We start from the raw sequence: 22,840 nt of genomic DNA, 5'->3' as shown, positions 1-22,840 counted from the left end.
GTTACTCGTTATTTCTCAATATGTCAAAAAAAAGGTGTTACCTAAAAAAGTAACACCTTTAATTTAATAATAATTTTCATCATTATTTTTTATGTCTTGGCTCAGAGGAAACAGTTAATCTCTTTCTTCCTTTGGCTCTTCTTCTCGCAAGAACTTTTCTACCATTGGCAGTCGCCATGCGCTCCCTAAAACCATGCTTGTTTCTTCTCTTCCTTTTTGACGGCTGATACGTTCTTTTCATTTCGGAACTCTTTAATGGATTTTGTTGATGGGAAAATTCTTTTCCCTAAAAAATTCTGGGCGCAAATATACAAAGACTTTTTATTTTGACAAGCCCTAAAGAAAAATATTTAATTTTGTTTTTAGTACTTTTGCAACCGCTTAAACAAAGGTAAAAATCTCAGACAACATGTTCAACAAAAATATTAAGCTCGTAATAGCCGTAATGATCATTGCATATGCCGTTTACCAATTTATTGAAGGTAATATAGGTAATGGTATCGCCTTGATTTTATTCTCCCTGGTTTTTATTTTCTTATATTTTCGGAACGAGTTTATTCTTTTGGCTTTCCTTAAAATGAGAAAACAGGATTTGGAGGGCACCCAAATGTGGTTGAGCAAGATCAAGAACCCTGAAGCCGCCTTGATTAAAAAGCAACAGGGGTACTTTAATTACCTGCACGGAATCATCTACTCCCAAAAAAACCTGACCCAGGCCGAAAAATACTTTAAAAAAGCACTAAAATTTGGTTTGACCATGGATTACGATGTGGCCATGACCAAATTGAGCTTGGCGGGTATTGCTATGCAAAAGCGCAGAAAGCGTGAGGCGACCCAATTGTTGCAAGAGGCCAAAAAGTTGGACAAGAACAACATGCTTACCGACCAAATTAAGATGATGCAACAGCAAATGAAGAAGATCTAAGTTCTTTTTCTTTTCATCTTCTTTTCTTTTCCTTTTCTTTTTCTGTTGGATTGGTGATTCGTCAATTCAAATGGGGTGTTGGTCAATTGTTACGTACATTTTTCATTTGATTCCGTTAGTTTAATTCCTAACTGAATCAATTATGGGAAAATTGCCATTGGAATCAATTCTAACTCTTGAACAAAAAATCCAACTTATAATATTAGATCTCTTAGCTATTATAATATTATATGAGACATTACTTTCTAATATTATCTATAACAATGATTTTAAATGGTTATGGGTTACACCAATTGTTTTAACTCCAATTATTTTTCTTTTTTCCAAAAAAGGATTTTTTCATAAAAATGGTAGTATTTACAAAGGGATTTACATTGGAAAAATATTGATTTTGAAGTCTGAAATTAAATTGAATGACTTTGAAGCAATCACTATCCTTAAATTCAAAAAAAGAAAAAATTATTCATCAATTCTTGTTGCTTCACATGGTAGGGTGTCTTCAACATTTAATACGTTTGACATTTATCTTTTATGCAATCGACATACGAGAAAATCTAAATTAATATCTTTAAGTAGTCTTGATGTTTGTAATGAGGCTATAAATTTCATTCAAACATATTCGAATTTGAAATTTGAAATATACAGTCCAGACTTTAGCTAATCAGCATATCCAAGAATTACGTAGCTTTATATTTCAGACCGCATTACCTATGTACTACCCCCTCAACCTCAATGGTGTTACTATTCATCCCTTATTTGGTGATTATTTAAAAGGAACGCCATATATCTTTGATTTTTCGTCCAACAACCCAAAAACACTGGAGTACACCCTGTTCGATTTTCAGCAGTTCAACACCATGATTTTTGATGAATTGGCGGCCACCAACCACCAATGGGGCATTGGTAAGTACTTGGAAGAACGAAAAACACTACTAAGGGCCTACCCGAACATAATTGAGGAAAAACGGTATTACCATCTTGGACTGGATATTGTTGTGCCCTTTGACACACCCATGTTTGCTCCACTTGATGCTGAGGTTTATAAAACAGGCAAAGAAACCACTGTGGGCAATTATGGCGGCTACATCATCCTAAAACATAATATCAATGGTGTTGTCTTCTATTCGCTCTACGGGCACTTGAAAACGCCACATTTGGTCAAGGTTGGTGATAAGATCAAAGCTGGGCAAGAGTTTGCGCATATCGGGCAAGAAAGTGATAGTGGCGGCTGGTTTTGCCATGTGCATCTGCAAATCCTTACCCAAGAAGCCATGGATGCTGGTTATTCCGATTGGGGGTATATTTCATCAACATTGCTACCAAAAGTGGAAGAGTATTTCCCCTCGCCTTATTTTATATTTAATTATTAGAAAGTTACTTCCCAACACCACCTACTCGGTAAACCCCTTTGTTTGGGATTTCGATGGTGTATTTTTTGCGTGATGCATTGTTCAAATGCGGTTCGCGCAACCAGGGATTATGTCTTTTTAGAATTTTGTAGTTGATTTCGTAAAGCTCGGCGAAATCGGCCCAGTTGGTTACGGCTGTATCCACTTCTACGGTAAAGGTGGGTACTTTTTCATACATATCGTCTTCATCCAATTGAAAACCATATTTTTCTGGGTGGGAAAGAATTTCCTTGATTGCCAAAATACGAAACACATAACGTCCAGTCTCCTGCCCCAACAATAGATCATAGTAATCATCGACTTGCTGAATTCCCATGTACTTTTGCACACCAGCAGGACCAGCATTATAAGCTGCAGCAGTCAATGTCCAGTTTCCAAAACGATCTTTCCATTTATTTAGGTAATCGCAAGCAACCTGAGTCGCCTTTTCTACATGGTAACGTTCATCCACATTATCATTTACTTCCAGACCATATTCCCTCCCCGTAGCTCTCATAATTTGCCAAAACCCAGTTGCACCCGCAGGAGAAACCACATTTTCCAATCCACTTTCGGCCACGGCCAAATATTTGAAATCGTCCGGCACGCCATTCTTTTTAAGAATGGGCTCAATAATGGGGAAATATTTATTCGCACGCTTCATCAATAATAAAGCGTTGGATTGCCAATAGGTGTTCACCAAAAACTCACGATCAACACGTTCCATGATCTCTGGGTCATCTTGCGGTACATCTTCCCCAGCAAAATTTAAATCCTTTGGAATTTCAATGGCACTGATCTGGTAGGTATCCGCCACATTTTTATCGTTGGCAACGGGTTCTTCCTTCTCCACTGCCTGTTCCTCTTCTACATTCGACTGCACTGCAAAAATTAGCGTGCTCACTACGGCCAATAAACCAATAAAGGCCAATACGTTCTTCATTTGTTTCATGTCTTCCCTATTTAACTACTTTGTAAAGATACTATTATAAAGACGAAATTATTCGGAAATAATTGTGGGGAGGTTATCATTAAACCATTTTGCCCGATGTATGATCATGGTATGTGTGCCATTTTTCACCTTGATGCAATCCTTGATATTCACAATTGGAAAAACCGTGTCTTTCTCCCCTTGAATATGAACGGTATTGGGCGGAGGAACTTCTTGGTTCCAATTCACCATTTGATCTATGGACCAATCTATATATCCCTTATCTCTTACGGAAAGATATTTTTCATAGAGATGCAAGCGTTTGGTCACTGCTTCGCCAAAAGCATATTTTGCCAAAAGTTCCACATTGTTTACCAAACCCGTAGGAAGCAATTTGTGCACTTTGGTATACTTCGCGAAAATCATTTTTTTGGGAAGCTCGTGCTTGCTTTTTACCGAAGATACCACCACTATTTTTTTGGGCTGAATGAAATGGGCCATTTCCTGCACTAACATACCCCCAAAGGACACACCAATCAAAACAGGATTTGGATGATGGATAAACTCACACATCTTTTCCGCATAATCTTGAAGGGGCATTCCCTTTTCAGGTAAAAACCAGTCCAGTTTATGAGTTTCAAAGCTATTTTCAGGCAAATGAATGCCATCAAAAATAGATGAATTGGCAGCCATTCCTGGCATAAGGTAAACATGGGTTTTATTATCGGGCATACAGCACCAAATATCGATAAGGGTTAGGAATTTAGCAATATTTTGACTAATTTTGTATCCCTTTTGCAGCCAACCCCACCAAATGAACATTTATTTTGAATGGGGTTTTTCTTTGAAATTACCATTCAGGGTGTTTTAGGAGTAAAACAAAAAAGTACTATATGACACAAATGGAAATCACAGACAATAGTTTCTTACGTCAATTTGAAGCTAAGGTCGATGGGCATTTAGCCAAAATTGAGTACTCTTCTCAGGAACGTAAAGTATTTTTAACCAAATTGGTTATCCCAGAAGAAATTACAGAAGAAGGTTTTAAAGAAGACTTTATTAAAGCCGTTCTTAACGAAATCCAAGAGAAAAACCAAAGAGTAGTACCAACTAGTCCTCAAATTGCAGGATTTCTACGAAAAAACAGACAATACAAAGAAATGCTTCCAGTAGGAATACGCATCTGATGTATTGCACAACCTAAGAACCAAACCTCCTGATTTCGGGAGGTTTTTTTATGCCATAATATTATAGGAAACAAATTCGAAACGCACCAACCCATCCTCATCAATATCGGTAAGCTCCACTTGGTGTAAGGTATTTACCAAAGAAGGATCCCATGGCGCCTTCACTTTTACGTAATTTTCCGTAAATCCATGAATGTAGCCCAATTTGTTTTCTCCTTCGAACAAAACGGTTCGAGTAGTTCCTAACTGACTTTCATAAAATGCCCTACGTTTTTTGGTAGATAGCCCACGAAGCATTTTACTGCGTTTGTTGCGCACTTTTTTAGGTACAACGGCATCCATTTCGGCAGCTACAGTGTTATCCCTTTCGGAATAGGTAAACACATGCAAATAAGAAATATCCAATTCGTTCAAGAAGTGATAGGTCTCCAGGAAATGTTCATCCGTCTCTCCAGGAAAACCTACAATAACATCCACACCTATACAGGCATGGGGCATGGTTTGTTTGATTCGTTTTACCCTATCTACATATAAATTGGACAAATAACGACGACGCATTTTCTTTAGAATGTCATCGCTCCCACTCTGTAGCGGAACATGAAAATGAGGCACAAACGAATTGCTCTGGGCCACAAAATCAATAGTCTCGTTTTTCAACAAATTGGGTTCAATAGATGAAATTCTAAGGCGGTGAATCCCTTCTACCTCATCCAAAGCTTTTACCAAATCAAAAAAGGTATGTTCGTGCTTTTTATTCCCAAACTCTCCTTTTCCGTAATCCCCAATGTTCACTCCAGTGAGTACAATCTCTTTAATATCCTTGGAGGCAATCTCTTTGGCATTGTTGAGTACATTTTCCAATGCATCACTTCGGGAAATCCCACGAGCCAAAGGAATGGTACAATAAGTACATTTGTAATCACAACCATCCTGAACCTTTAAAAAGGCACGGGTACGGTCACCAATGGCATAACTTCCTACATAAAAATCGGCATCTTCTATTTCACAAGAGTGCACTTCGCCCTTATCATTTTTGGTAAGATCGTTCAGGTAATCGGTAATCTTGAACTTTTCAGTGGCTCCAAGCACCAAATCAACGCCATCCACCGCTGCCAACTCCTCGGGTTTTAACTGGGCATAGCAACCAACAGCAGTTACAAATGCTTCAGGATTGGCTTTTTGGGCCTGTTTTACGATGGTTTTAAATCGTTTGTCCGCATTCTCGGTCACCGAACAGGTATTAATCACATACACATCGGCCTCTTCAGAAAAGTCCACACGCTCAAAGTCCTCCTTTTCAAAACTTCTTGCAATCGTGGAAGTTTCAGAGAAATTGAGTTTACAACCCAGTGTATAAAATGCGACTTTTTTGCTCATATGCCTACTGTGCGTTTTCGGGCCCCAAAGATAGTGATTTGTTGGAAGTTATCGTATAGGTTTAGGGTTAGTGGGTAAAAGCTAAAAGGTTCCTGAACGTTGTCGAAGGAATAGTTAGAAGCTGGATTGTTGGATTGCTGGATAATATTAAAAACTGTCATTTCGAGCGCCCGCCTGCGGCAGGCAGGCAGTCGAGAAATCTATATAATTGCAATCTATCGCTATTCATTATTAATCGATTATTGTTCATTGATGATTGTTAATTGTCAATTGAAATATATTTAACTTGTAAGCCGCTGATCAATAACTAAATCAAACCAAAATGAAAAAGTACTTCGCACTTGTATTTATGGCACTTCTTTTCGCCAATCCTTCCATTTCCCAAGATTACCAACCATCACCTGAAAATTTAAAGAATAGAGAATGGTATCAAGATGCTAAGTTTGGACTATTTATACACTGGGGGGTCTATTCCGTTTTGGGAGTTCACGAATGGGTCATGGAAACCCAAGGCATTGATGTAGCTACCTACGAAAAACTACCTGCATTTTTCAACCCTACCGAATTTGATGCCGAAGCATGGGTGCTGATGGCCAAAAATGCTGGGATGAAATACATAACCATTACCACCAAACACCACGATGGCTTTGCCATGTTCAATAGTAAACTGAGTGATTGGGATATTATGGACAGAACGGTCTATAAAAAAGATGTCATTAAACAAATGGCCGAAGCTTGCAGAAAGCACGACATGAAACTGTTTCTCTATTATTCGCAATTGGATTGGCATCACAACGATTACTATCCTAGAGGCGATACAGGAAAGAAGTCTGGAAGACCCGATAAAGGCAATTGGGAAGACTATTTGGATTATATGAACGGTCAACTCACGGAACTCTTGACCAACTATGGGGAAATTGGCGGTATTTGGTTTGATGGCTGGTGGGATAAAAAAGAGGCGGATTGGCAATTGAGAAAAACCTATGATTTGATTCACGAACTGCAACCCCAAGCCATGATTGGCAGCAATCACCATCAGACCCCTAACCCAGGCGAAGATTTTCAAATGTTTGAACGGGACTTGCCTGGACAAAACAAAGGAGGTTATAGTGGAGAAGCCACTGTGGGAAAGTTACCCTTGGAAACTGCCGAGACCATGGCGCACCAATGGGGGTTTTCGTTACAGGACAAATCCTATAAATCTACCAAGGAGCTGATTCAATATTTGGTGAAAGCAGCGGGGCATAATGGAAACTTTCTGCTTAATGTGGGACCAATGCCCAATGGAAAAATTCAGCCTGAATTTATTGCAACTTTAAAAGAAATTGGTGATTGGACCTCAACTTATGGCGAATCCATATACGAAACCAGAGGCGGCCAAATTGCACCTCAAAGTTGGGGCGTATCCACACAAAAGGATGATAAAATCTATATTCATATAATGGACTGGAAAACCGACAATTTCTTTTTCCCGACCGTAGAGGGCAAAATTACAAGTGTGGTCGATTTTCAATCCAAGAAAAAGTTGAAGCACAACACCAATTCATATGGTACCTTGGTAGAATTACCTAAAAATCGAGATTACGACCAAGCAGATTTTGTTTTGGTAGTTCAATTAAAATAACACAAAGACAAAATAGAACTTAGGCTAAATCGAGGCAACCTTTTTAATTTTACTGGCGTCTAACTAATATAGAACCGATACCAACTCGCTTTTTGCATTTATGTTCAAACCTACCATTACCCTATTATTACTTTTAACCACTTTTTTAAACGCCCAAAACAAATCTTGCAACTGTCAAGATGAACTTGAAAATGTGGCTAAACTCATCACCAATGCTGAAAGCTTTAAGGTGCAGATCAAAAAAACTGGTAAAGAAGCAGATTTTAAGGCCTGGAAAACCAAAATTGCCACAGAAATAGAAAATGACCCTTTAAAGAACTACTTCTGTGTTGGATACCTTCAAAAATTTGCATCGTTTATCAAAGACAGACATAACGAGATTTATCTGGTTCCAGATGAAGTTTCCAAAAGCATTCCGAAATATCAAAAATCATTTGATACCCGTTTTGTCCAAAACGATGGAGTTTCAGGTATTTACCATATGGGAAGCGACAAAATCTATGTGAACAAAGAAACAGATGGAGTCTGGTATGGCATCACCCTAGCCTCCAACAGTGAAAATTGGACTAAGGGCACCATCAGACTTAAAATTCAACAAACATCGGAAGGAAACTACGAACTGTTCGAGTTTTATCAAAATGGAATGTTGTTTTATCAAGACAATGTCAAAATCCAAAATGGACGAATTCATGGCACCTTTTGGAATACGGCCAACCAATACTTTTTCAATAAAAACCATAAGAACAATTTCAATTACGTCTCCCTGAGCCCTTCATTTGATTATATCGGCATTAAAACGCTTAGACGCACCCGAAACTTGATGAAGGAAGCTGAAAATTTTTATGATACAAACCTTCCAAAACTCACCCATAAAAATCTGATCATCGATTTAAGAAATAACGGAGGTGGAGCCACCAAGCAAGCGGATGAGCTTCTGAAATCCCTTAAAAAGAATAAAAATATTGAGAAGATTTATGTACTCATTAATTTTAAAACGGGTAGCTCCGCAGAATTGACCGCTTTGGCTCTTAAAAAAGACCCGAGAACCATAATCGCTGGTGAAAATTCCCGTGGCATGTTGGCATATGGTTATGGAAATAAATCGTATTCCGCTGAAACCGATTGTGCTGGAGTTCAACTATCGCTTTCCACAGAACAAGCGGGGGAAAATTTTGACACCTATGAAATCAAAGGTATAACGCCTGACATTGCTTTGGACAATCAAAGTGATTGGGTGGAACAAGTTATGCGGTTGCAGTAGAAAAGTTTTATTTAGTTTAAAGTATTTCGGTTTTACCTTAAATTCGTTTGGTTATTTTCAGGATTTATAAAAACCAATTCAACCTTGGAGCAACTGTTCAACATATTCAAATTTACCACAGAAGATGCCATTGCCTTGGAGGATAAGCATATTGAGGCCCATGTGCACGATTTTGAGGAAATGATCATTGGGGCCAAGGGTAAAATCTCCCACTTTATCGATTTTGAAGATGAGACTGTCTATGCGCCCTTCATCAGTTTTGTGACCCGAGGCAAACCTCATTTGTTGCGTCCACAAACCCATAATGGCGAATGCGACCTTTGGGTGATTCGATTTCGGAGCGAGTTTATGTCCGAGGTTATTTTTAAAATGTATGGTTATTTTCATAATCGGGCCAACGTAACCCTTCCGACCAACGAATGTTTTGGCCGTCTCACCGCTTTATGTGAAATGATGCATGATGAAATTAACAGACCCTCCCCTGGGCTGGTCGTTATCAAGCAATTGTATATGACCTTGCTCACCATCATCAATCATGAAAATCCGACAAACATAGAGGCAGATGCCGCGAATTCAGCCTCTGAGACCTATACCCACTTTCTTCATATCCTCGAGGAAAACTATAGACGTAATGTCAAAATATCGTTCTACGCCGATAAACTTTTTATGAGCGAACGCAACCTTAATATCGTTTGTCAAGAAGTAATGCAGCAAAGCGCAGGCGAAATCATCGAGACCCGAAAACTGACCGAAGCCAAAAACCTGCTCATCAACAGTAATAAGAACATTGCCGAAATTGGTTTCGAGATCGGTTACAACGAAAAAGCGTACTTCTCCAAAGTGTTCAAACGTAAAACAGGACAGACCCCTACCGCCTTCAGAAGGGAAATGAAAGCCTTGATTACCGAATAGTACAACATTTCTTCCTATTCGTATTACCCAGTGCCTTACTAAATTAACGACATTTGTATATACAAATATGACACTTGATTTAAGTCAATTTGGATATAAAAATTATAAAAAGAAGAATTAGATATGGCTACTATTTGGAAGTTAGACCCAACACACAGTGAGATTACCTTTAAGGTAAAACACTTAATGATCAGCAATGTAAAAGGTGAGTTCACCACTTTTGATGCAATAATTGATGGCGAAAAGTTCGAGGACTCCACAATCACAGCGACCATTGATGCCGGTTCTGTATTTACAAACAATACGGACAGGGATGGTCACTTAAAAAGTGCCGACTTTTTCGAGGTAGAAAAATACCCCGAACTCACCTTTAAAAGCACTGCGATCACAAAAGAAGACGACGATTTCGTAATGACGGGTGAACTGACTATTAAAGGCACTACAAAAACCATTGAATTGGATGTGGAGTTCGGAGGTTACATGACCGACCCTTACGGAAACAATAAAGCTGGTTTTTCTATCGAAGGGAAAATCAACAGGAAAGATTTTGGCCTTAACTGGAACGCTGCCCTTGAAACAGGTGGAGTTTTGGTTAGCGACGATGTAAAAATCGCTGCAGAAGTTCAATTTGTTAAAACTGAAGCTTAACTAACTCAGTAGTTCGGGCCCTGCGGGGCCTGGGCTTTAGTTAAAGTTCCCCCTTTTACATGAACAGAAAGGCATTCATTAAAAGATTGGGATTAATCCCCTTAGCAACCGTTATGACAGATTTAGGCACATTACGTTCGTTAAAGCAAAGCTTGCCCAACACACCCAAAATGCCGGTGTTGTTTTTGGGTCACGGGAGCCCCATGAATGCCATTGAAGAAAATGAGTTTGTTTCCAGATTCAGGAAATTGGGTAATGAGGTAGTAAAACCTCAGGTGATATTGTGTATTTCCGCCCACTGGGAAACCCGTGGCACCAAGGTAACCGCGATGAGCAATCCTCCGACCATTCATGATTTTGGTGGATTTCCGCAAGCCTTGTTCGATGTGCAATATCCTGCACCCGGGAGCCCTGAGTTTGCCAAAGAAACACAAAACGTCATTACCAAGACAGAAGTGGAACTCGACCATCATTGGGGGTTGGACCATGGCGCTTGGAGCGTTATCAAACATATGTACCCCAATGCTGATGTTCCAGTGATACAATTGAGTTTGGATTACACCAAAACACCACAATATCACTACGAATTGGCCCGTGAATTGGAAAGCTTGCGCCACAAAGGCGTGTTGATCGTGGGCAGTGGAAATGTAGTTCACAATTTACGTAGAGTAGCTTGGGATAAATTGAACGATGTCTACGCTTGGGATTGGGCCGAGGAAGCCAACGAAAAAATGGAATCTTTCATTTTGGACGGAAATCATTCGGCACTGATCGATTACGGAAAACAAGGAAGCAGTTTTTCAATGTCAATTCCAACACCCGAACATTACCTGCCTTTGATTTACACATTGGCGCTGAAAGGAAAATCAGAAGATGTCACCCTGTTCAACAATAAAGTGGTAGGCGGTTCCATAGGAATGATGTCCTTAAAAATCGCATAAAAATGACCAAAAGAAACAATTCCTATAAAATTCAATTGGAAGAATTGACTCTAAAGGATGGTTCTTCTCCTGGAGGAAAATTGGAATTTGGGTTCCAGAACCATGACAACATTTTGGATTTGGTCGACCTGATTAAAGACAAGGCGCTTTTTCAGGATAAAAATGAAAATATTGAGTTTTTGATTGGATTAAAACTCTTTTCGGAGGTGATGCTGAGAAATAAGAACAATCCAATGTTCGAAGAAATGTTGCCAGAGTTCGGAAAGTTCATGAAAAAATTCAAGAGCCAAGTAAAAACGGCTGAAACAGCATAAAATTAAAATAACATGAAAAATAAAGTAATCATCATAACAGGAGCCGCCATGGGATTGGGCCTTGCAACCGCCGAATATTTGGCTGCAAAAGGTGCCAAACTAGTTTTGGTGGATTATAATGGTGATGCATTGGCAGAAGCTGTCAAACAATTAAAAGAAATTAATACAGATGTAGATCTATTGACTGTGGAAGCCGATGTTTCCAACGAAGAAGCAGTTAAAAACTATGTAGACCAAACCATGAAAACTTTTGGACGCATAGACGGTTTCTACAACAATGCGGGAATTGAAGGAAAACAGGCCCCAATGACCGAATACGATTTGGGCGTCTTCAAAAAAGTAATCGACATCAACCTAATGGGTGTATACTACGGATTGCGCTACGTAATCCCCGTTATGCAGACTCAAAATTATGGTAGAATCGTGAATGTAGCCTCTGTGGGAGGTATTCGTGGTGTGGCCAACCAAACAGCCTACGTAGCTTCAAAACATGCCGTTTCGGGTATGACCAAAAATGCTGCATTGGAATATGGTCGCGATGGAATTTTGACCAATGCGATTGCCCCTGGTGCCATTTTGACCCCAATGGTGGCCGAAGCCTTTAAACAAGTGAACCCAGACGACCCAAAAGCGGCCGAAACAGAATACGCACAACGCAACCCTACCAAAAGATTGGGATTGCCTAAAGAAGTTGCCACTGTTGTTTCCTTTCTTTTAAGTGAAGAAAACGGATATGTAAGTGGCCAAACCATTGCCATTGATGGCGGTGAATCAAATATCTACGGAAATTCATAAAAGTTGTTCGCTTTTTTGATTGATGATGGACCCCGGTGATCAAGTACCAGTGACACCGGGGTTTTGATTTTCTAAAACCAAAATATCACCGACCAAACCAATAATTCCTTACCTTTTACCTTTAATTTAAACCAACCGTATGAAACTTAAAATGACCATGTTAAGCCTGATTCTATTAATCGGCTTTGCATGTAAAAAAGAAACAACCTCCTCCTTGGCCGATTATCAGGGCGAAGAAAGCTATACCGTAATAGTCGGTGAAAATAAAGTGGGCTACCTAAAGGCCAACACTTCGGGTGACACCATTAACATTGATTACGATTACAAAAACAATGGTCGTGGACCTACCATTAAAGAAACCTTGGTGCTCAATGCCGAGGGATATCCGATTGACTGGCAAGTTTCTGGAAACACTACCTTCGGAAATGCTATTGACGAGAATTTTTCAGTTGAAGGAACATCTGCCACTTGGACCGATGCCACAGGGTCTGGAAACGCCACTATGGAAACTCCTCAACTGTACGTAAATCAATTTGGAAGCCCATATACCGCAGTTTTGGCTGCACGTTTGTTGCTCGATGCTCCAGAAAACACCCTGCCAGTTTTGCCTGCAGGAAATTTAACCCTGACCGAAATGGAATCCTTGAGCGTGCCCAATGCTTCAGGTGAAGGAGAATTGGCTTTGACCACTTATGCCCTATCCGGTGCAGACTTGAATCCCTCCTATGTTATTTTGGATGATGCCAAACGCTTTTTTGCAGCCATTACCCCTAGATTTATCCTGATCCGAGATGGATACGAATCCGTGGAAAAAGACATGCGTCAATTGGCAGAAAACTATTCTGCAAAGCGTTATGAAGATCTTCAAACAAAATATGCCCACAACTACGACAAAAAAGTGCGCATTGCCAACGTAAAGGTATTCGACCCAAAAACTATGGCATTGACCGACCCTGTTTCCGTGGTAGTGGAAGATGACAAAATCACAGCGATCGAAGCTGCAGATGCAACTGGCGAAGGCGAAGTGATCATTGAAGGTAATGGTGGAACCTTGGTTCCTGGATTATACGAAATGCATGCCCACACAGGCGACAACGGTGCTCTTTTAAATGTGTTGGCAGGAGTTACTTCCTTCCGAGACATGGGGAACAACACTGAAGTATTGAGCAACTTAATTGAAAAGATTGAATCTGGTGTATTGGCTGGACCTCGAGTGACCCGCTTAGGATTCATCGAAGGAAAAAGTCCTTTTAACAGCAACAACGGAATTTTGGTGGAAACATTGGAAGAAGCATTGGCTGCTGTGGATACCTATGACAGTTTGGGCTTTTATGGCGTAAAACTATATAACAGTATGAACGGTGACTGGGCACCTGCCATCGTGAAAAAGGCTCACGATCAAGGCTTGTTCGTTACAGGACACGTTCCCGCATTTTCTAACGCCAATGCTATGCTCAATGCAGGTTATGACGAAATGACCCACATCAACCAAACCATGTTGGGCTGGGTATTGGAACCAGAGGAAGATACCCGTACACTTTTGCGTTTGACCGCAATGAAGCGTTTTCCAGAACTGGATTTGAACAGCGATAAAGTTCAAGAAACCATGGATTTGTTCGTAGCCAACAAAACGGCAATGGATCCAACTTTGGCCATTCACGAGCGTTTAATGTTGTCCAGAAACGGAACCGTGACCCCTGGAGCGGTAGATTACGTGGACCATATGCCACCGAACGAGCAACGTGGACTTAAAGTCGCTTTGGCTCAAATTGCCGATGAAGAAGAAGATAAAGCCTACCGCGAAGCCTACGCTAAAATTGTGGAGACTTTGAAAATGATGAAGGACAAAGGTATTTTGATCGTAGCTGGAACCGATTTGGGTGGTGCTTTCAATTTGCATCGCGAAATGGAACTCTATACCGAACAATTGGGCTACTCCAATGCAGAAATCTTAAAACTTGCCAGTTACGATATGGCGCAATATTTTGGTCATGAGGGCTTGGGAAGCATTGAGCCAGGAAAATTGGCCGATTTCTTCTTGGTGCCAGGCAATCCCGTGGAAGACATTAAGGCCATCAAAACCATTGGAATGGTTTCCCGTGGCGGAACTTTTTATTATCCCTCGGAAGTATATCCCGAGTTTGGCATAACCCCCTTTACCGAAAAACCTGAAGTAAAGGAATAAATACACTTTCAGCATGTTCAAAGCCAGTAGCCTTGCGTTACTGGCTTTTTTTATGGCTTTGAACAAAACCACTATTGATGTGAATTTAGGAGCATATTGAAGGATTTTATAGGTCTTTTTCAATTTACTTGTTACATTTAGATGGCACATAATCATCAAACTAACCAAGAAAATGAAAAGAATCCTACTGGTACTTTGCCTAACAATCAGCCTTTCGTTAAGCGCACAAAACAAACTGACCCTCAATTTTGACGATGCAAATATCAAAATAGAAAAAGAAATCTACGGGCATTTTTCGGAACATTTAGGCACCTGTATTTATGAAGGCATTTATGTGGGCGAAGATTCGGACATTCCCAACATCAATGGCTATAGAACTGACGTGGTGGAAGCCTTAAAAGAACTTAAAGTACCTGTTTTGAGGTGGCCAGGTGGTTGTTTTGCAGACACCTACCATTGGAAAGATGGCATTGGTCCCAAAGAGGACCGTCCCTCCATTGTAAACGTATTTTGGGGAGGCGTTACGGAAGACAATAGCTTCGGCACCCACGAATTTTTAAACTTCTGCGAACTAATCGGCACCGAACCCTATTTAAGCATCAATGTAGGTTCAGGTACTGTACAAGAAGCTCGTGATTGGGTGGAATATGTAACTTCGAGCAACGAAAGTCCGATGACGGCCTTACGCAAAAAGAACGGTCGCGAAGAACCTTGGGATGTAAAATTCTGGGGCATCGGGAATGAAAACTGGGGTTGCGGTGGCGATATGGCTCCTGATTATTACGCTAACATTTTCAGGAACTTCTCTTCTTACATTCGAGGCGATAATTTTCAAAAAGTAATCTGCGGTCCATCCGAAGGAGATACCAACTGGACGGAAAAAATATTGGAAACCTTGGATAACAAAACCTATTTGGCCCAAGGCATTTCACTCCACTACTACACCCTGCCCACCAAAGATTGGAGCAGCAAAGGTTCCTCCACCGATTTTGGCGAAGAAATGTGGTTCAAGACCATCAAGAACACCATGGTCATCGAAGATTACATCCAACAGCATTTGGCAATCATGGACAAATACGACCCCGATAAAAAGATAAAATTGATGGTTGACGAATGGGGAACCTGGTACGATAAGCTTCCTGATACCAAAGAAGGATTCTTACAACAGCAGAACACGCTACGCGATGCATTGGTAGCAGGAATCAACCTGAATATTTTTAATAACCATGCAGACCGAATCAGTATGGCGAACGTGGCCCAGATTGTGAACGTATTGCAATCTGTGATTCGCACCAACGGGGCACAGATGGTAAAAACCCCCACCTACTACGCCTTTCAATTGTATAACGTGCACCAAGATGCCTTGTTGATTCCCACTACCTTGGAAACCGAAAAGTACGAGTTCGATGGCGAATCCATTCCAGGATTAACCGCTTCGGCATCCGAAAAAGATGGGGTGGTCAACATTACCATTACCAATGCGAACCCAGAAAAGGCCATGCCTGTTAATTTTGATTTGGGCAAATCCTTTAAAAATATCAGTGGTAAGATTGTGAGTGCGAAGAACATTACCGATTACAACGATTTTGGCGAAAAAGAGCAAGTGATGATTCAAGATTTTGAAGTGGCCAAAGCCAAAGGCAACAACCTTAATGTGGAAATTCCAGCCCATTCCATTGTTTTGATGCAACTTCAATAGTAAATCTACCCACAAAACTTCTTTTACAAATGACTGCAGCAGAACAATTGGGCTTTGATGCCAATGCCAAACTATTGATGATCCATGCCGATGATGCAGGACTTTCCCATTCCGAGAACCAAGCCACCATTCAAGCTTTGGAAAAAGGCATTGTGAATTCATACAGCATTATGGTGCCCTGCCCATGGTTTCACGAAATGGCCGTTTTTGCCAAAAACAACCCGAAATTCGACTGCGGCATCCACCTAACCCTGACCTGCGAATGGGAAACCTACCGATTTGGCCCAGTGCTACCCGTTTTCGAAGTACCCAGTTTGGTGGACGACAATGGACATTTCTTTAAGAAAAGGGATCAATTGAGTGCAAATGCCAAGCCTGAGGAGGTACAAAAAGAACTTCAAGCGCAAATTGAAAAGGCACTGAAATATGGTCTAACCCCTAGCCATTTGGATTCACACATGTACAGCGTGGGATCAGATCCTGAGTTTTTTAAGATCTACAAAAGTTTGGGCGAGCAATACAACCTTCCTGTTCTTGTAAACCAGCAATTGTTACAAATGGTGGGACTGGACACAAAATCGAATTTGGAAACAAATGATTTTCAAATAGACCAGACTTTCGTGGCAGCATGGAACTCATTTGAAAATGAAGGCTTGGCCGCCTATTACCAATCTGTTATGGAAAATTTGAACCCAGGCATCAACCTCATTTTGATCCATCCTGCTTTTGATGAATACGAAATGCAGGGCGTCACCGTAAACCATCCCAATTTTGGAGCAGAATGGCGACAACAAGATTTTGACTTTTTCACTAGTGAACAAACAAGGGAGACCCTCCAAAAACACAACATCCATTTGGTCACTTGGGGCGATATCAAAAACCGCTTACCCTAAATCGCTGACCAACGAGAATCATTCTGCCACCATCCATACAAATCAGCATATCTAATTACATAAAAATCATATCTTTAGGAAAACCAACCTTCTGTGATTCGATTTTTTCGCAATATTCGGCAACGACTGCTAGCCGAAAACAAATTCACCAAATATCTGATCTATGCTTTAGGCGAAATTATATTGGTGGTTATTGGCATTTTAATCGCTTTACAGATCAACAACTGGAACGAAAACCGCAAACTCGCCAAACAAGAGAAAGAGACCATCGCCAGCCTTAAACTCGAATTTGAAAAAAATCTAGAACAACTCGAAGGAAATATTCAAGGTATCCAAGCATTTATGAGTGCTGGCAACACTTTATTGGAGCATACGGGGCCCGATTACGAATTTGGTTCATTAAAAGAAATGGATAGCTTGCTCGATATGACGCCCAGAATGTCCGTTTGGGATCCTAGCCTGTACACCATGGAAAATATTAAAAGCTCGGGCAAATTGTCCAATCTTTCCAACGAGGAGCTAAAGCTACTTTTGATTGAATGGGACAGCTTTTACGGAAATTTATTGGATTGGTCCGATTTTTATACAGAACGCGGCATCAGTTATTTCGACTTTTTGGCGGCCAATGCCGTCAATCGAAACATGCCTTTGATGACTTCCATAACCAAAGGTACAACAGGTTTTAATCGCTCGAATGAGGCATTGTTGCGCAACCCCTTTTTTGAAAACATATTGGCAGAACGGGTGACCCACAATGGGTTTATGTTGGGTTTTTACCAAGAGGCCCAAAGACTTATCTTAAAAATCATTGTGCAATGTGAGACCTATGAGGATGCTCCTTAAACATAAAACGCATTGTTTTACAGCAATTTACTGAATTTTAAACATATGAAACGAATCAATCTTTAACGTTACCACGAATATGAGCCACATGAAATACTTAGTAATTCTTATTCTATTATCATCCTGTATGAAATCAAAAAAGGAAGAGAAAAAACAATTAGTTGAAGAAAGAATTAAAGTTGAAATTGCCACAACCAAAGGGGACATACTTGTAGAATTATATAACGAAACTCCTTTGCATCGAGACAATTTCTTGAAGTTGGTAAAAGAAAACTTCTATGATAGTTTATTATTCCACAGAGTTATTGATAACTTTATTATTCAAACAGGAGACCCCGACAGCTTTGATGCACAACCTGGCCAACAACTTGGATACGGAGACTTGGATTATTTAGTCCCATCAGAAATCATTGATACAATTTTTCATAAGAGAGGCTCTCTTTCAGCAGCCCATGATGGCAATCCAGATTTCTATTCTTCGGCTTCGCAGTTCGTGATTGTACAAGAGGGCCCTGTGCCAGACAGTTCATTTAGTAAAATGGAGAATTGGATAAATAAAAATCTGGACCTGTATAACTTTTTTCATGCAGATTCTAATTCTTCTCTATACAACACAGTGCAAAAAGCATATGAAGAGCATGATTGGGAGTTATATGGTCAATTGTATGATAGTGTTAGGAATATTAGGGCCAGTGAAGAGAATTTAGACCTTTATCAGATTCCAGAAGAACACAAAGCCTACTATCGAAAGTATGGTGGAACTCCTTTTAATGATAGATTATTTACAGTTTTCGGTGAGGTGTTGACAGGAATGAACGTGGTAGATTCAATTGCAAAAGTAGAAACTGATAAAAACGATAGACCTATGCAGGATGTAAGAATAATATCTATGCAAGTAGTAAACTAGTCTACTTCAGCTTTGCAACAAAATAAAATTCTAATCAACCCTTCAATTTACCACCACATAAATATTGCCAAACCATACCAATTTTTAAGTATGCTCAATTTATCAATGTAACTTTAGTTACATCCTATTTGTAACTTTCTTGTTTTCTTTGGAATATGCCCAACGTATATTCAACCTCAATTCGCTTTCGATTACTGTTCGCCGTTGTTTTAATTGGTAGTCTGACTGCATGCAAACAGTCCAAAACCGAAGCCAACAATACCGAACAGACCATCACCATTTTACAGACCGCCGACATTCATGGGCAATTGTTTCCCCACGACGAACTGTTTTGGGAAAACGAACAGATCACCTTTCGAAAATTGGGAGGTCTCGCCCACATGAAGACCCTTTTTGAGGAAGAACGCAACAAAAACCCCGACGGCACCCTTATTCTGGACGGTGGCGACCTTATCCAAGGCAGTGCCTATGCCGCTCTGTCCGAGGGAATGGCCTTCTCGCCCATTATCAAGGCCATGGATTATGATTTTCTGATTCCTGGGAACTGGGAGGTGGTTTATGGCAAACAGACCATGATGGACGTCCTCACCCAGTACGATACGCCCGTTATTTCGGCCAATATGTACCACGAAGCTACTGGGGAATCCCTGTTTCCTCAATATTTTATAAAAGAACTCAAAGGCGTAAAATTGGGATTCATTTCTTATAACGACCCAGAAATTCCTGTGCGCCAGAACCCATCGTTCAGCGAGGGCATCCGTTTTGACCCCATAGCCGAAAATCTGGAAGCTTTGATCTCGGAACTTAAGGACAAACAAGGTGTGGATGTGCTGTTTTTGGTAACGCATATCGGCATCAGCAAACAATACGATTTGGCGAACCATCCCGCTTTGGAGCGTGTAGACTATGTGCTGGGGAACGATACCCACGAACGCATCCGTAAACCCTTGCAGGCCAAATACACCAAAGTCACCGAACCTGGAGCTTTTGCCTCCTTTGTGGGCAAACTCAGCTTGACCCTTAAAAACGGAAAAATCGTAAACGAGGATTACGAGCTCATGGAGGTTGACCCATCCAAATATGAAGCAGACGAAAAAGTGGATTCGATCATTAACGAGGCGACCGCGCCCTATCAAGAAGAGGCCCATCAAGTGTTGGGCTATACCAGTGTGCCACTCTACCGCTATTTTGTGGTGGAAAATCCCATGGACAACTTTATCACCGATGCCGCCCGATGGAAAACGGGGGCGGATATTTCCATTTCCAACGGGTTTCGGTTCAGTACCCCCATTTCGGTAAAAGAAGGCGGGAAATCACCCATCACCAAAGCAAACCTTTGGAGCATGTTGCCCGTAAACGAAAAGGTTAAAATCGGAAAGGCAAGCGGCAAACAAATCAAGGATTGGTTGGAACAAGAACTGCACAATGTCTTCGCACAAAACCCCACAGAACGTTTTGGGGGCTGGTTGGTGCGCTTTTCGGGCATGGAACTCACCTTTTATGCGAACAAGCCCAAAGGCGAACGCGTAGCATCCATTACAATTGGTGGCAAACCCATGCAGGAGGATAAATTGTACACCATGTCCGCCTGTCGCAGGGAGGGCGAACCCCTGCCCACGCTATGTCGTATGTCCAATACCGTGGAAACCGAAGTGATGGACTATACCATTCATGATGTGATCGAGGAATATCTAAAAGAGAAAGGCACCATTGCTCCTGCCCTCGATGGTCGCGCACAAGCTTTGGATTTAGGTCCGAATGTGCTGTCCCAATTACCAGGAACCGATTATCAATTCCATTAAAGACATTGGTTTTCAACAAAATAAGAAAAGGCGGTGCTAGCATCACCTTCTTTTTTTTAATACCTTGTATGTCAGCTACAAATGGAATCCAGAGACCATTTTAAAAACGGGGTGAGTCCGAAAAACCAAACGAGTAGGAATCAAAAAATTACCACTATGCCAAAATATGTCATCGAAAGGGAAGTGCCAGGCGCTGGTGACTTAACTTCAGAGCAATTACAAGGAATATCCCAAACTTCTTGTGGGGTATTGCGCAACATGGGACCAGAAATTCAATGGGTACACAGTTATGTTACGGGCAATAAAATTTATTGCGTGTACAATGCACCCAACGAAGAAATGATCAAGGAGCATGCCACCCAAGGCGGTTTTCCTGCCAATGTCATCAGTAAAGTATCAACCATTATTGATCCTACCACAGCGGAGTAAATTCACATCGATTTAAGCTGATTTGGTGGTAAAAAAGGGTTGTTTCCACGATTTTTTCGCATTCTGGGGTGTTTTTTCCTTATTTTAGGTAGTGCCGAGAAACAGCATTCCTATGGAATGAGTTAATGAATTGGTATGCGACAGTGCGAAAATTGTAATCGAAAATTTGGTTTTGGACAGATCTTTAAATCCTTGTGGTTAGCCTACAAACCCATTGTTTGTCCGCAATGCAATGCTGTTTACGAACATACCATGAAAAACCGCATTCTTACGGCCTTAAGTGTTGCTCTTGGTACTATTATCGGTGGATTATATTGGGCACTTTCAGAAACTGACGATGAGAATAAGATCCTTATGCTGATTATCTCTGACGTGGTTCTAACGCTTCTTTTTAGTTCCCTATCCATTTATTTCTTTGGGTTTAAAAGAAAGCATGTGGAGAAAGCATCAACCTAATTCCAAATCATTGTATTCCTAGATTTTTCATCCCTTTTTGAAGTACCTTCGTCCAAACAAATAAGTTTACTTCAACTTCCGCATACTATCACATGAAAAGTCACCTCTTAGCATACAGTCATTTTTCGGAGGAAGAAATTGCCAAAGTACTCTATCATTTTGAGGAAAAGCAGTTCAAAAAAAGGGATTTGGTCATTGAGGCTGGTCATGTGGACAGCTATCAATATTTTATCACCCAAGGCTGCGTACGTGGCTATATTGTGGATTACAACGGTAAGGAACACAATATTGCTTTCGGGTTTGAGGAGTTTTGGTTCGGCGATATGGAAAGTTTCACCAACAACACCAAAGCACATTACAATTATCAAGCTTTGGAAGATTTGACGGTTCTTGCCATTTCCAAATCCAATTGGGACAAGATTTCCAATGAAATACCTGCCTTTATCAAATATTCCCGCAACCTGTTTCGCAATGCCATGATCTTTCAACAAAACAGGATTGCAAAACATTTAATGCAAACCGCAGAGCAGCGCTACGAGCAGTTGATCAACGAAAATCCGAATATCCTGCAGCGAATTTCCCTCAAGAACATTGCCAGTTATTTAGGCGTTACCCCTGAATTTATAAGCATTTTACGCAAAAAAGCAGCCCAAAAGTGATTTCTTGAACTACTTCAAGAGTATTGGTTTTTGATTGGCCCAACTTTGTCCCAGAAAATAAGTTGAACAATTAAAAACATACAAAATGAAATCAACAATTAAATTATTCTTTGCCAGTGCCGTAATCGCGATCAGCTTGATCGGTTGTAACAATCAAGATGCTGCCAAAGAAAAAGAAATCGTCGACCTTAAGGCGCAATTGGCCCAAATTGCCCAAGAAAACGCAACTATCGCCGAAAACCTAAAAACTTTTGACGAACTGGATTTTGAGGTGTACTCCAACCAAGATTGGAAAAGATTGCACGAAAGTCATTCCGACGATATTTTAGTGCACTATCCTGATGGTCACACTTCCAAAGGTATCGAGGACCACATCAAAGAATTGGACCCTATGTTTGTTTTCGCTCCAGACACCCGTATTGAAGTTCACCCTATTAAAATAGGTTCTGGTAACATTACCGCCGTGGTTGGCGAGTTAATCGGAACGTTTAGCGAGCCTATGCCCATTGGAAACGGTCAATTTATCCAACCGACTGGAAAATCATTTAAATTGCCCATGAGCACCATCGGACTTTGGAACGAAGACGGTGTGATGTACGAAGAGTACTTGTTTTACGACAACCAAGCCTTTATGAAACAAATCGGATTGGCCAACTAAACCCAA

At 40.7% G+C, this 22,840-nt stretch carries 25 protein-coding genes; 21 read left to right on the top strand and 4 right to left on the bottom strand.

What is annotated here, in order from left to right:
* Positions 1–82: 82 nt before the first annotated feature.
* Entirely contained in the window at positions 83–241 is a 159-nt protein-coding gene (gene rpmH / locus BLQ18_RS10560; protein WP_072882462.1) for a 50S ribosomal protein L34, read from the bottom strand.
* 168 nt (positions 242–409) lie between these two features.
* Between rpmH and BLQ18_RS10555 the strand changes: the two genes are divergently transcribed.
* The 3 genes from BLQ18_RS10555 (at position 410) to BLQ18_RS10545 (ending at position 2,295) form a co-directional block, all read left to right on the top strand.
* Positions 410–925 (top strand): hypothetical protein, encoded by a 516-nt coding sequence (locus BLQ18_RS10555; RefSeq protein WP_090295232.1) that lies wholly within the window; start codon positions 410–412, stop codon positions 923–925.
* Between the two features lie 142 nt (positions 926–1,067).
* Positions 1,068–1,586 carry a hypothetical protein gene (locus tag BLQ18_RS10550; RefSeq protein WP_090295230.1) on the top strand — a complete coding sequence of 173 codons (519 nt, stop codon included), beginning with the start codon at positions 1,068–1,070 and terminating at the stop codon, positions 1,584–1,586.
* A gap of 49 nt (positions 1,587–1,635) precedes the next feature.
* Positions 1,636–2,295 carry a peptidoglycan DD-metalloendopeptidase family protein gene (locus BLQ18_RS10545; RefSeq protein ID WP_090295228.1) on the top strand — a complete coding sequence of 220 codons (660 nt, stop codon included), beginning with the start codon at positions 1,636–1,638 and terminating at the stop codon, positions 2,293–2,295.
* Between the two features lie 4 nt (positions 2,296–2,299).
* Here BLQ18_RS10545 and BLQ18_RS10540 read toward each other — a convergent pair whose 3' ends face one another.
* Both BLQ18_RS10540 and BLQ18_RS10535 read right to left on the bottom strand, forming a co-directional pair.
* Positions 2,300–3,265, bottom strand: a complete 966-nt coding sequence (locus BLQ18_RS10540) for a lytic transglycosylase domain-containing protein (RefSeq protein WP_090295226.1) — start codon at positions 3,263–3,265, stop codon at positions 2,300–2,302.
* A 48-nt stretch (positions 3,266–3,313) separates the two neighbouring features.
* A complete protein-coding gene (locus BLQ18_RS10535; RefSeq protein WP_090297540.1) occupies positions 3,314–3,976 on the bottom strand; it encodes an alpha/beta hydrolase family protein in 663 nt (220 codons plus the stop codon).
* 161 nt (positions 3,977–4,137) lie between these two features.
* Here BLQ18_RS10535 and BLQ18_RS10530 point away from each other — a divergent pair, with 161 nt between their 5' ends.
* Positions 4,138–4,431, top strand: coding sequence for a GNAT family N-acetyltransferase (locus tag BLQ18_RS10530; RefSeq protein ID WP_090295224.1), 294 nt, complete (start codon positions 4,138–4,140; stop codon positions 4,429–4,431).
* 48 nt (positions 4,432–4,479) lie between these two features.
* On the opposite strand, the gene mtaB is transcribed toward BLQ18_RS10530, so the two are convergent.
* Positions 4,480–5,808 (bottom strand): tRNA (N(6)-L-threonylcarbamoyladenosine(37)-C(2))-methylthiotransferase MtaB, encoded by a 1,329-nt coding sequence (gene mtaB, locus BLQ18_RS10525; protein WP_090295221.1) that lies wholly within the window; start codon positions 5,806–5,808, stop codon positions 4,480–4,482.
* Between the two features lie 322 nt (positions 5,809–6,130).
* Here mtaB and BLQ18_RS10520 point away from each other — a divergent pair, with 322 nt between their 5' ends.
* From BLQ18_RS10520 to BLQ18_RS10440, 17 genes are all read left to right on the top strand, one after another.
* Positions 6,131–7,432 carry an alpha-L-fucosidase gene (locus tag BLQ18_RS10520; RefSeq protein ID WP_090295218.1) on the top strand — a complete coding sequence of 434 codons (1,302 nt, stop codon included), beginning with the start codon at positions 6,131–6,133 and terminating at the stop codon, positions 7,430–7,432.
* A gap of 100 nt (positions 7,433–7,532) precedes the next feature.
* Positions 7,533–8,693, top strand: coding sequence for a S41 family peptidase (locus BLQ18_RS10515; RefSeq protein WP_090295211.1), 1,161 nt, complete (start codon positions 7,533–7,535; stop codon positions 8,691–8,693).
* An 84-nt stretch (positions 8,694–8,777) separates the two neighbouring features.
* Positions 8,778–9,605: a helix-turn-helix transcriptional regulator gene (locus BLQ18_RS10510; RefSeq protein ID WP_090295208.1), complete on the top strand. Its 828-nt coding sequence runs from the start codon at positions 8,778–8,780 to the stop codon at positions 9,603–9,605.
* Positions 9,606–9,728: 123 nt separating this feature from the next.
* Complete coding sequence (locus tag BLQ18_RS10505; protein WP_090295205.1) at positions 9,729–10,253, top strand: YceI family protein; 525 nt, start codon at positions 9,729–9,731, stop codon at positions 10,251–10,253.
* A gap of 59 nt (positions 10,254–10,312) precedes the next feature.
* Complete coding sequence (gene ygiD, locus BLQ18_RS10500; protein ID WP_175443748.1) at positions 10,313–11,194, top strand: 4,5-DOPA-extradiol-dioxygenase; 882 nt, start codon at positions 10,313–10,315, stop codon at positions 11,192–11,194.
* 2 nt (positions 11,195–11,196) lie between these two features.
* Complete coding sequence (locus tag BLQ18_RS10495) at positions 11,197–11,508, top strand: DUF3861 domain-containing protein (RefSeq protein WP_090295202.1); 312 nt, start codon at positions 11,197–11,199, stop codon at positions 11,506–11,508.
* Positions 11,509–11,520: 12 nt separating this feature from the next.
* Complete coding sequence (locus tag BLQ18_RS10490) at positions 11,521–12,303, top strand: glucose 1-dehydrogenase (RefSeq protein WP_090295198.1); 783 nt, start codon at positions 11,521–11,523, stop codon at positions 12,301–12,303.
* Between the two features lie 139 nt (positions 12,304–12,442).
* Positions 12,443–14,488, top strand: coding sequence for an amidohydrolase family protein (locus tag BLQ18_RS10485; protein ID WP_090295196.1), 2,046 nt, complete (start codon positions 12,443–12,445; stop codon positions 14,486–14,488).
* A 172-nt stretch (positions 14,489–14,660) separates the two neighbouring features.
* Positions 14,661–16,187, top strand: a complete 1,527-nt coding sequence (locus tag BLQ18_RS10480) for an alpha-N-arabinofuranosidase (RefSeq protein ID WP_090295194.1) — start codon at positions 14,661–14,663, stop codon at positions 16,185–16,187.
* Positions 16,188–16,216: 29 nt separating this feature from the next.
* Positions 16,217–17,080, top strand: coding sequence for a polysaccharide deacetylase family protein (locus BLQ18_RS10475; RefSeq protein WP_090295191.1), 864 nt, complete (start codon positions 16,217–16,219; stop codon positions 17,078–17,080).
* Positions 17,081–17,173: 93 nt separating this feature from the next.
* On the top strand, positions 17,174–17,923 hold the full coding sequence (locus tag BLQ18_RS10470) for a DUF6090 family protein (protein ID WP_090295189.1): 750 nt from the start codon (positions 17,174–17,176) through the stop codon (positions 17,921–17,923).
* An 88-nt stretch (positions 17,924–18,011) separates the two neighbouring features.
* Positions 18,012–18,830: a peptidylprolyl isomerase gene (locus BLQ18_RS10465; RefSeq protein WP_175443747.1), complete on the top strand. Its 819-nt coding sequence runs from the start codon at positions 18,012–18,014 to the stop codon at positions 18,828–18,830.
* 155 nt (positions 18,831–18,985) lie between these two features.
* Positions 18,986–20,632: a bifunctional metallophosphatase/5'-nucleotidase gene (locus BLQ18_RS10460; RefSeq protein ID WP_090295184.1), complete on the top strand. Its 1,647-nt coding sequence runs from the start codon at positions 18,986–18,988 to the stop codon at positions 20,630–20,632.
* Between the two features lie 156 nt (positions 20,633–20,788).
* The gene (locus BLQ18_RS10455) at positions 20,789–21,061 is read left to right on the top strand and encodes a DUF4242 domain-containing protein (protein ID WP_090297535.1); all 273 of its coding nucleotides are present in this window, start codon (positions 20,789–20,791) and stop codon (positions 21,059–21,061) included.
* Positions 21,062–21,196: 135 nt separating this feature from the next.
* The gene (locus tag BLQ18_RS10450) at positions 21,197–21,517 is read left to right on the top strand and encodes a TIGR04104 family putative zinc finger protein (RefSeq protein WP_090295181.1); all 321 of its coding nucleotides are present in this window, start codon (positions 21,197–21,199) and stop codon (positions 21,515–21,517) included.
* Between the two features lie 92 nt (positions 21,518–21,609).
* Complete coding sequence (locus BLQ18_RS10445; RefSeq protein WP_090295179.1) at positions 21,610–22,176, top strand: Crp/Fnr family transcriptional regulator; 567 nt, start codon at positions 21,610–21,612, stop codon at positions 22,174–22,176.
* A gap of 85 nt (positions 22,177–22,261) precedes the next feature.
* Positions 22,262–22,834 (top strand): ester cyclase, encoded by a 573-nt coding sequence (locus BLQ18_RS10440; protein WP_090295176.1) that lies wholly within the window; start codon positions 22,262–22,264, stop codon positions 22,832–22,834.
* Positions 22,835–22,840: the final 6 nt, after the last annotated feature.

This window comes from Flagellimonas zhangzhouensis, assembly GCF_900102925.1.
Taxonomy (GTDB): Bacteria; Bacteroidota; Bacteroidia; order Flavobacteriales; family Flavobacteriaceae; genus Flagellimonas; species Flagellimonas zhangzhouensis.
Note: the sequence above shows the minus strand (reverse complement) of the source record. Positions and strands in the feature narration are given on the sequence as shown.

Excerpts from the sequence above, each read along its gene's own strand:
- BLQ18_RS10505 (WP_090295205.1), top strand. The coding sequence starts at position 9,729 with ATGGCTACTATTTGGAAGTTAGACCCAACACACAGTGAGATTACCTTT.
- BLQ18_RS10445 (WP_090295179.1), top strand. The coding sequence starts at position 21,610 with ATGAAAAGTCACCTCTTAGCATACAGTCATTTTTCGGAGGAAGAAATT.
- BLQ18_RS10530 (WP_090295224.1), top strand. The coding sequence starts at position 4,138 with ATGACACAAATGGAAATCACAGACAATAGTTTCTTACGTCAATTTGAA.
- BLQ18_RS10465 (WP_175443747.1), top strand. The coding sequence starts at position 18,012 with ATGAAATACTTAGTAATTCTTATTCTATTATCATCCTGTATGAAATCA.
- BLQ18_RS10555 (WP_090295232.1), top strand. The coding sequence starts at position 410 with ATGTTCAACAAAAATATTAAGCTCGTAATAGCCGTAATGATCATTGCA.
- BLQ18_RS10535 (WP_090297540.1), bottom strand. The coding sequence starts at position 3,976 with ATGCCCGATAATAAAACCCATGTTTACCTTATGCCAGGAATGGCTGCC.
- BLQ18_RS10440 (WP_090295176.1), top strand. The coding sequence starts at position 22,262 with ATGAAATCAACAATTAAATTATTCTTTGCCAGTGCCGTAATCGCGATC.
- BLQ18_RS10550 (WP_090295230.1), top strand. The coding sequence starts at position 1,068 with ATGGGAAAATTGCCATTGGAATCAATTCTAACTCTTGAACAAAAAATC.
- BLQ18_RS10450 (WP_090295181.1), top strand. The coding sequence starts at position 21,197 with ATGCGACAGTGCGAAAATTGTAATCGAAAATTTGGTTTTGGACAGATC.
- BLQ18_RS10485 (WP_090295196.1), top strand. The coding sequence starts at position 12,443 with ATGAAACTTAAAATGACCATGTTAAGCCTGATTCTATTAATCGGCTTT.
- BLQ18_RS10545 (WP_090295228.1), top strand. The coding sequence starts at position 1,636 with ATGTACTACCCCCTCAACCTCAATGGTGTTACTATTCATCCCTTATTT.
- rpmH (WP_072882462.1), bottom strand. The coding sequence starts at position 241 with ATGAAAAGAACGTATCAGCCGTCAAAAAGGAAGAGAAGAAACAAGCAT.
- BLQ18_RS10495 (WP_090295202.1), top strand. The coding sequence starts at position 11,197 with ATGACCAAAAGAAACAATTCCTATAAAATTCAATTGGAAGAATTGACT.
- BLQ18_RS10460 (WP_090295184.1), top strand. The coding sequence starts at position 18,986 with ATGCCCAACGTATATTCAACCTCAATTCGCTTTCGATTACTGTTCGCC.
- BLQ18_RS10475 (WP_090295191.1), top strand. The coding sequence starts at position 16,217 with ATGACTGCAGCAGAACAATTGGGCTTTGATGCCAATGCCAAACTATTG.
- BLQ18_RS10455 (WP_090297535.1), top strand. The coding sequence starts at position 20,789 with ATGCCAAAATATGTCATCGAAAGGGAAGTGCCAGGCGCTGGTGACTTA.
- BLQ18_RS10480 (WP_090295194.1), top strand. The coding sequence starts at position 14,661 with ATGAAAAGAATCCTACTGGTACTTTGCCTAACAATCAGCCTTTCGTTA.
- mtaB (WP_090295221.1), bottom strand. The coding sequence starts at position 5,808 with ATGAGCAAAAAAGTCGCATTTTATACACTGGGTTGTAAACTCAATTTC.
- BLQ18_RS10520 (WP_090295218.1), top strand. The coding sequence starts at position 6,131 with ATGAAAAAGTACTTCGCACTTGTATTTATGGCACTTCTTTTCGCCAAT.
- BLQ18_RS10490 (WP_090295198.1), top strand. The coding sequence starts at position 11,521 with ATGAAAAATAAAGTAATCATCATAACAGGAGCCGCCATGGGATTGGGC.
- ygiD (WP_175443748.1), top strand. The coding sequence starts at position 10,313 with ATGAACAGAAAGGCATTCATTAAAAGATTGGGATTAATCCCCTTAGCA.
- BLQ18_RS10540 (WP_090295226.1), bottom strand. The coding sequence starts at position 3,265 with ATGAAACAAATGAAGAACGTATTGGCCTTTATTGGTTTATTGGCCGTA.
- BLQ18_RS10515 (WP_090295211.1), top strand. The coding sequence starts at position 7,533 with ATGTTCAAACCTACCATTACCCTATTATTACTTTTAACCACTTTTTTA.